Origin of the sequence: Paenibacillus sp. CFBP13512, assembly GCF_005233705.1 — a bacterium.
Lineage (GTDB): Bacteria > Bacillota > Bacilli > Paenibacillales > Paenibacillaceae > Saccharibacillus > Saccharibacillus nuruki.
Map to the genome: position 1 here is coordinate 67,342 of NZ_QGAD01000016.1, position 8,184 is coordinate 75,525.

At 37.5% G+C, this 8,184-nt stretch carries 5 protein-coding genes; all 5 read left to right on the forward strand.

The window, feature by feature from the left end; all coding sequences use genetic code 11:
* Positions 1-38 precede the first annotated feature (38 nt).
* Positions 39-395: a general stress protein gene (locus PaeCFBP13512_RS19025; RefSeq protein ID WP_241669431.1), complete on the forward strand. Its 357-nt coding sequence runs from the start codon at positions 39-41 to the stop codon at positions 393-395.
* A gap of 202 nt (positions 396-597) precedes the next feature.
* A complete protein-coding gene (locus PaeCFBP13512_RS19030; protein WP_069325607.1) occupies positions 598-1,767 on the forward strand; it encodes a PP2C family protein-serine/threonine phosphatase in 1,170 nt (389 codons plus the stop codon).
* Entirely contained in the window at positions 1,764-5,468 is a 3,705-nt protein-coding gene (locus PaeCFBP13512_RS19035; RefSeq protein ID WP_137225340.1) for a response regulator, read from the forward strand. Before PaeCFBP13512_RS19030 ends, PaeCFBP13512_RS19035 begins: the two co-directional genes overlap by 4 nt.
* Before the next feature lie 213 nt (positions 5,469-5,681).
* A complete protein-coding gene (locus tag PaeCFBP13512_RS19040; protein ID WP_241669433.1) occupies positions 5,682-6,464 on the forward strand; it encodes a CheR family methyltransferase in 783 nt (260 codons plus the stop codon).
* 18 nt (positions 6,465-6,482) lie between these two features.
* A complete protein-coding gene (locus PaeCFBP13512_RS19045; protein WP_069325605.1) occupies positions 6,483-8,153 on the forward strand; it encodes a response regulator in 1,671 nt (556 codons plus the stop codon).
* Positions 8,154-8,184: the final 31 nt, after the last annotated feature.

Sequence of the window (8,184 nt, forward strand, 5' to 3'; positions counted from 1 at the left end):
ATACTATTCAATCATAAGTATACTGAGGAGAGTGGCGAATGATGAGTTCTACAAATTCAACAAATTCCAAAGCTTATGCCAAAGTAGTTGAAAATGGTGTACAGGCTGTAGAAGAAGCTAAAAACTTACAAAAAACAGGATATAGCTTTGAAGAAATTTACGTACTGGCCCATAAAAAAGATATTACTGAAAAAATTGCTGAAACAGCTAATGCCAAAGAAGTGGGTGTGAAAGAAGAAGGAATGTTCGATTCTGTAGCTAACTTTTTCCGTTCACGTGGAGACGAATTGCGCTCCAAAATCACATCGATGGGATTTACGAAAGAAGAGGCTGATTTCTATGAGAGCGAACTTGATTTGGGCAAAGTGCTTGTCATTGCCAATCGTAAATCATAAAGAAATGGTATCAAAATATAAATAAGTAACTATCAACCTTCAATTTTACTTTTCAAAGTAGAGTTGAAGGTTTTTTGACGAATTTTTGATATTGTTCCTTTTGGAGAAAAGCAGTATTTGATTTATAATAGAGATTGCACTTTATTTATGAAGCTAGATCAGTGTTTGTCTAAAAGCTGAAATAAAGCGACAAGGAGAAATTATGCATATATTAATAGTTGATGATAACCCTACTAACGTAATTATTATTCGTGAAATTCTCAAAAGAGAAAAATATACCAATATCACGACTTCCTCTTCAGCACGCGAAATGTTCGGACATCTGGGAATCAATGATGAGGGAGTTGTCAATAAACCGAAAATAAATGAGATTGATCTCATTCTTTTAGATATGATGATGCCTGAAATGGATGGGATTGAAGCTTGCCGTATTGTACAACAATATGATGAATTACGTGATATTCCGATTATTATGGTTACTGCTGTAGGCGATTCCAAAAAATTAGCAGAAGCTTTAGATGCTGGAGCAGTCGATTATGTGACTAAACCGATCAATAAAGTAGAATTGCTTGCGCGAATTCGTTTAGCTTTGCGTCTTAAGCATGAGAAAGATTGGCACAAAGAGCGAGATCAACGTATTCAAGATGAGTTGAAATTAGCTAGTCAGGTGCAACATGCCGTATTAAGCGTGCCTATTCAAGATCTCAATATTCAGATTGAAGCTTTATATAAGCCTTCTTTTGAATTAGCAGGAGATCTTTATGCATGGTATCCATTAGGCGAAGGTCGATATGGAGTCATTCTACTGGATATGATGGGACATGGTATTTCTTCTTCTTTGTTCTGCATGTTTATCGCTTCAGTACTCAAAGACACAGTGACTACCTATGTAGAACCTGAAAAAGTCATTCAAGAGCTGAATCGACGCTTTAACCAATTGCATATCGAAAATCAGTTAGTGCAATATTACTTCACAGCGATTTATTTAGTAGTCGATACCAAATACAAACGTGTTGATTATGTTAATGCAGGGCATCCACCAGGACTCTTTTTCCATGATGATGGTCAGATGACCAAATTATCTACCACGACATTCCCTGTAGGATTGTTTGATCGTATTGATGCGGAATCCAAAAGCTTCACTTATGAAGGTGATGCTCATCTTGTTCTCTACACAGATGGCTTACTTGAAATGGTTGAAGGAGATCAAGACGTACAGTTAGAGTTCTTGATCAATGAATTGAAATCCAGTCATCATATTAATACCCAACAGATCGAAAAAGTATTTTTTGACGAAATATCTTCACAAGAACGTGATGATGATAAATGTTTAGTATGGATTTCATTGAGTGAAGGAGCGGACATTGGATGAAAATTAGAACCAAGCTGGTTATAGGATTCAGCGTTATCATTATGTTAATGATGACGCTGGCTTTTATCAGTTATGATCGAATGAACTACATGAATGAACAGCTAGATAAAGTATACCAAGATCGTTATCTCAAAGTGAGATATTCTACCAGCTTGCGTGGAGATATGAACAGTATAGCCAAAGCACTAGCGAACCAGTTATTGAGCGCTTCCTCTGAATCGGTAGCCGAAAGTCGTGCCACTGTTCAAAAGTTAAGTGATGATGCACAGAAGAATGTGAATTTATTACAAGAAAGTGCACAGACGTTAGAAGAAAAACAGATGGTAAATGAAGTAGCTGATGCATGGACCGATTTTGATGCTTATGGAGATCAAGTGTTGAATTTATTAGCAGATAATCAGATTGCTCAAGCAAACAATTATCGTACAGGCACAGGACTCGCTGCGCAAAACAATTTGGGAGCTTTAGCGAATCAGTTAGCAGATTATCAAGATCTAGCGATTGATCAAGAAATCAAAAATGCGAATGAAGCGTATCAAAGCTCTATTCAGACCACCACCTATGTTATGTTGGGTGGCATTTTGTTGAGTCTACTCATTATGATGTGGATTATTCCGAGTATTAGCAAAGGTCTAGGAACCGTTTCCTTAATGATCAATGGCTTTTCAGAAGGACGTTTACGTGCAATTAGCCGGATCAAAGTGCAATCCAAAGATGAGATAGGCGATGTAGCCCGTGTTTTTCAAGAAATGGCAGAAGATTTGGAACAACAACGAGAAGCAGAACATCGTTATCAACAAGCACAGCAAGATCAATCTTGGTTGAATTCCAACAGTGCACGTATTACTGAATTATTACGTGGTGTGAGCACACTAGAACAAAGTGCCCAAACGTTTATTAATGAATTCTCTCCAACGCTTGGTGCTCATTTTGGAGCCCTTTATGTACGACCGCTTAATAATCCTAACTCTCTAACTTTACAAGCTTCCTATGCAGGCGAAGGCATGTTAAAAGCGAAGCATTCACTGGTATTAGGCGAAGGTCTAGCAGGACAGTGTGCATCCGATCAACATCCAATCATTTTGGATGAAGTTCCTGATGATTATATTTCGATTCATTCTGCAACAGGACAACATAAACCTCAAAGTCTAATGATCTATCCTATTTTATTTGATGATGAATTATTAGGGGTTATTGAGCTAGCTTCATTAGGTACATTTACATCATTGCAAAAACAATTATTAGCTCTTTTAACGCACAACTTAGGTGTAATCCTTAACAATATTAATCGTCGTTTGCATATTGAAGAATTGTTACGTGAATCGCAAACGATGACTGAAGAATTGCAAAGTCAATCAGAAGAACTACAGATGCAACAAGAAGAACTTAAACGTTCTAACGAAAATCTAGAAGAGCAGACAGAAGAACTCAAACGCTCAGAAGATTTGTTGCAACGTCAGCAAGAAGAGTTAGAACACTTTAACAATGAACTGATTGCGAAGACACGCGAACTGCAAGAACAAGTTCAACAAGTAGAAGAACAGAATCAAGAAATTGAACAAAGCCGTCATCAATTAGAGCAACAAGCGATGCAATTATCAGTCACAAGTAAATACAAATCAGAATTCCTTGCGAATATGTCTCATGAATTACGGACACCGCTAAATAGTCTATTGATTCTATCTCAATTACTAACTGAAAATAAAAACGGTAATTTGACAGAGAAACAAGTAGAGTATGCAAGTACAATCTATATGTCTGGTGCAGACTTGCTGAAAATGATTGATGAAATTCTAGATTTATCCAAAGTCGATGCAGGCAAAATGGATATTAATCTGGAAGCTGTTCCGATGAAATCTATTGAAACGTTTGTCAATATGAACTTTGCTCCAGTAGCTATCCAAAAAGGAATAGACCTCAATATCAATATAGGCGATCAAGTACCAGAAGCAGTAGTGACCGATGATCACCGAGTGAAGCAAATTCTACGGAATATGTTATCCAATGCATTTAAATTTACAGATACAGGTTATATCAATGTCAATATTGAGCTTCCATCTATCGATCAAGTGCCTCCTTATCTCAATCGTAAGCAAGATTATATTGCGATTACAGTGGAAGATAGTGGTATAGGGATTCCGGCAGATAAGCAGGATATTATTTTTGAAGCGTTCCAACAAGTCGATGGTACCACCAGTCGTAAATATGGAGGTACAGGACTGGGTCTATCAATTAGTCGTGAGTTGTCTCGCCTTTTAGGTGGAGGAATCGGACTACAATCAGAAGAAAATCGAGGCAGTGCGTTTACTCTTTATTTGCCTAGACAAGATGCTTTAAGTGATGAACAAGTAGCGCAATCAGAAGAATCTAACAACCATTACTCGAATAATGAAATGTATATGCCAGCTGACTTCTCAGAGCAAGTTCTTCGTCATTCATCCGATTTCCCGGCTTATAAAAAAGATAGTAATGACGAAAAAATGATTATTCCACAGCCTTTGGCAGATGATCGAGATCAATTGAACAAAAATGATAAAGTCATTTTAATTATAGAAGATGACGTGAACTTTGCTAAAATTTTGTTAGAAATGGCTCGTGGTCGTGGATTTAAAGCATTGGTAGCTATGCAAGGAGATACCGGTATGCATATGGCTAAAACGTATATACCGGATGCGATTATTCTTGATATTCAGCTTCCTGTGATGGATGGCTGGTCTATTTTGAGTGAACTGAAAAGCAATGCGCATACTCGCCATATTCCTGTTCATGTGATTTCTGTTGTCGATGATGTCAAACAAGGACTGATGATGGGGGCTATCGCTTATCTCAAAAAACCATCCAGTAAAGAATCGCTAGAACAAGCATTTTCACATCTAGAATCGTATACGTCACAAAGTCTTAAGCAGTTATTGATTGTTGAAGATGACGAGAATCAGCGTAAATCGATTATTGAATTAATCGGTCATGACGATGTAGCGATCACCGCAGTATCCACAGGTGTAGAAGCATTACATGAGCTGCGAAGCAAACGTTATGATTGTATGGTGCTTGATCTGATGCTTACGGATATGACAGGGTTTGAATTATTAGATCGTATTCGAGACGATCAACAATTAAGTGATCTGCCGATTATTATTTATACAGGTAAAGAACTCGATAATAAAGAAGAGACACAATTACGCAAATATGCAGAATCGATTATTATCAAAGATGTGAAATCTCCAGAACGTTTACTGGATGAGACTACATTATTCTTACACCGCGTCGAAGCAGATTTGCCAGAAGACAAACGTCGTATTTTGCAAAAACTTCATAATAAAGAAACGTTATTTGAAGGCAAGCGAATTTTATTGGTTGATGATGATGTCCGTAACGTATTTGCTTTATCCAGTGTGCTTGAAGGCTATCGTATGGATGTAACATTTGCAGAAAATGGAAAAGAAGCCATCGACATTTTACAACATGAAGATTTCGATCTAGTATTAATGGATATGATGATGCCTGAGATGGATGGTTATGAAGCAATGCGTATTATTCGTCAGATTCCAGCTTATGAGAAATTGCCGATTATCGCATTGACTGCCAAAGCTATGAAAGATGATCGTGCGAAGTGTATTGAAGCAGGCGCTTCTGACTATGTGAAAAAACCAATTCAAACCGATCAACTTTTATCATTAATGCGTGTATGGTTGTATTCGTAAGTGAATAATTTGGGTAATGGATATTAATACTCGAATTTTATAAATGACTATACCTTAAAGAGCTTCAACCTATAAAAGTAATTTGAATCGGGGCTGAATATAATGACATCAACAAAACGTGACCAATTAGCAAGCCAATCCGAACCGCCCCAAGCGGATGAATTGATTGTCAATAATCTAGCAGAACGCGAAAATATTGAAGTTGATTTACTGATGGATGGAGTACATCGTCTGTATGGATATGATTTTCGTAATTATGCTAGAGCTTCGTTAACGAGACGCATCTGGCATCATGTACATGCCGAGAATCTTAAATCGATCTCGGCTCTTCAGGAAAAGGTACTGCATGATCGAGCTTGTTTTGAACGTTTAGTCCAAAATTTATCGATACCTGTCACTGAAATGTTCCGTGATCCTTCTCTTTTTCGTATGTTCCGTGAAAAAGTGGTTCCTTTATTGCGAACTTATCCGTATATTCGGATATGGCATGCTGGATGTTCTACAGGGGAAGAAGTATATTCGATGGCAATCTTATTACATGAGGAAGGTTTGCTAGATAAAGCCAGAATCTATGCAACAGATATGAACAATCGCTCGTTGCAACAAGCACGTGAAGGCGTATTTGGAATAGAACGTATGCAACTCTACACTAAAAATTATCTAGAAGCGGGCGGGAAGCGTTCGTTTTCTGAATATTATACAGCGAAGTATAGTTCTGTGATCTTTCAACCTTTTTTACGTAAAAATATGATCTTTGCTGAGCATAACTTAGCGACAGATCGTTCGTTTAATGAATTTAATGTCATCCTTTGCCGGAATGTAATGATATATTTTAACGACGAATTACGTGATCAAGTCCACGGATTGTTTCACGAAAGTTTGAGTCGTTTTGGAATCCTAGTCTTAGGTTCTAAAGAATCTATGCAATTTACAGAGTACAGTGATAGTTATGAGTTATTGGATCGCGTAGAGAAAGTATATCGGAAAATTAATTAGAGATTGTAGGGGGATTCCATGAGGTTTCATGAACCGATTCATATCTTATTGGTAGATGATCGACCAGAAAATTTGCTCGCTCTGGAAGCCGTTCTTGAGAGTGAACGTTATAATCTGATTAAAGCAACATCTGGAGAAGAAGCATTACGCTGTCTGCTCAAAGATGAGTTTGCTGTGATTGTACTAGATGTACAAATGCCAGGGATGGACGGGATTGAAACGGCAAAACTCATCAAAGCGCGCGAGAAAACTAAAGAAATTCCAATTATTTTTATATCGGCAAATAGTAAAGAATCGGAGCACTTATTTGCAGGTTATTCTGCGGGTGCGATTGATTATATGGTCAAACCATTTATTCCACAAATCCTCAAGTCCAAAATTGAAGGATTTGTCAGTATGTATTTGACCAATAAGCGTCACAAAACACAGTCGATGTTGTTACAACAGAAAACATTAGAACTGGAGAAAATCAATCAAGAACTAACAGTGGCAAAAGAAGCAGCAGAAATTGCAGCCAAAGCCAAAACTGAATTTTTAGCGATGATGAGCCATGAAATTCGGACACCGATGAATGGTGTGATTGGCATGATTGATCTGCTTATGGATACAGAATTGCAAGAAGAGCAGAAAGAATATGCTTCGATCATACGTAGTAGTGCAGACACACTTGTTATGGTGATCAACGATATTCTTGATTTTACCAAAATGGAATCTGGAAAAATGGAATTGGAAGAACATCCATTTTCGCTGGAAGCATGTATTTCCGAAGTGTTCAGTCTGTTTTCTGTCGATGCAGGCAAAAAAAATCTAGAACTTATGTATTCAATAACAGAAGATGTTCCAACGTATCTATATGGAGATATGGCTCGCTTACGCCAAGTGTTGATCAACTTAACCGCCAATGCGATTAAGTTCACTGAGCAAGGTGGTGTGTACTTGGAAGTGACGATCAAAGACAAGCTTGCTGAACGATTGGAACTTGAATTTAAAGTAAAAGATACAGGGATTGGCATCGCTGAAGAAAAGCGTGAACAATTATTCCAACCGTTTTCACAATTAGATTCGTCGATGACCCGTAAGTATGGTGGAACAGGACTCGGATTAGCCATTTGCAAAAATCTAGTGCAGATGATGGATGGAGAAATTAGACTCGAAAATACACCGCTTCAAGAAGGTTCTGGAGCTGTATTTGTTTTTACTATTTGTACCGGTGAATATGTTATGGAAGATCCCACTTTAGGATTGTTAGAAGAACGTGCAGATCAATTATGGTCTAATCGTAGTACAGAAGCTCCTAATATTCTGGTCGTGGATGATCATCCAATCAATCAGAAATTAATGGTAAGTATGCTGAATCGATTGGGATATAGTCCGGATATGGCAGATGATGGTGAAGAAGCGATTCGAATGGCTTCGGTTCATCAATATGATTATATTTTTATGGACGTTCAGATGCCTAATATTGATGGTCTAGAAGCAACCAAAATGATTCGTAATCTGCAAAAAGATGAGAATCCGGTTATTATTGCGATGACTGCCGATGTGATGGAAGGAATCAAAGGACGCTGTTTTGCAGCAGGGATGGACGACTACATTAGCAAGCCTGTCAAAATGGCTAGCGTTAAAAATATGTTAGAACATTACTCAATTAATCATCGTAACTATGAAACGAAAAAAAATGTTTTTTAAATAAATGATTTCTTTAAAATAAGAAAATAAA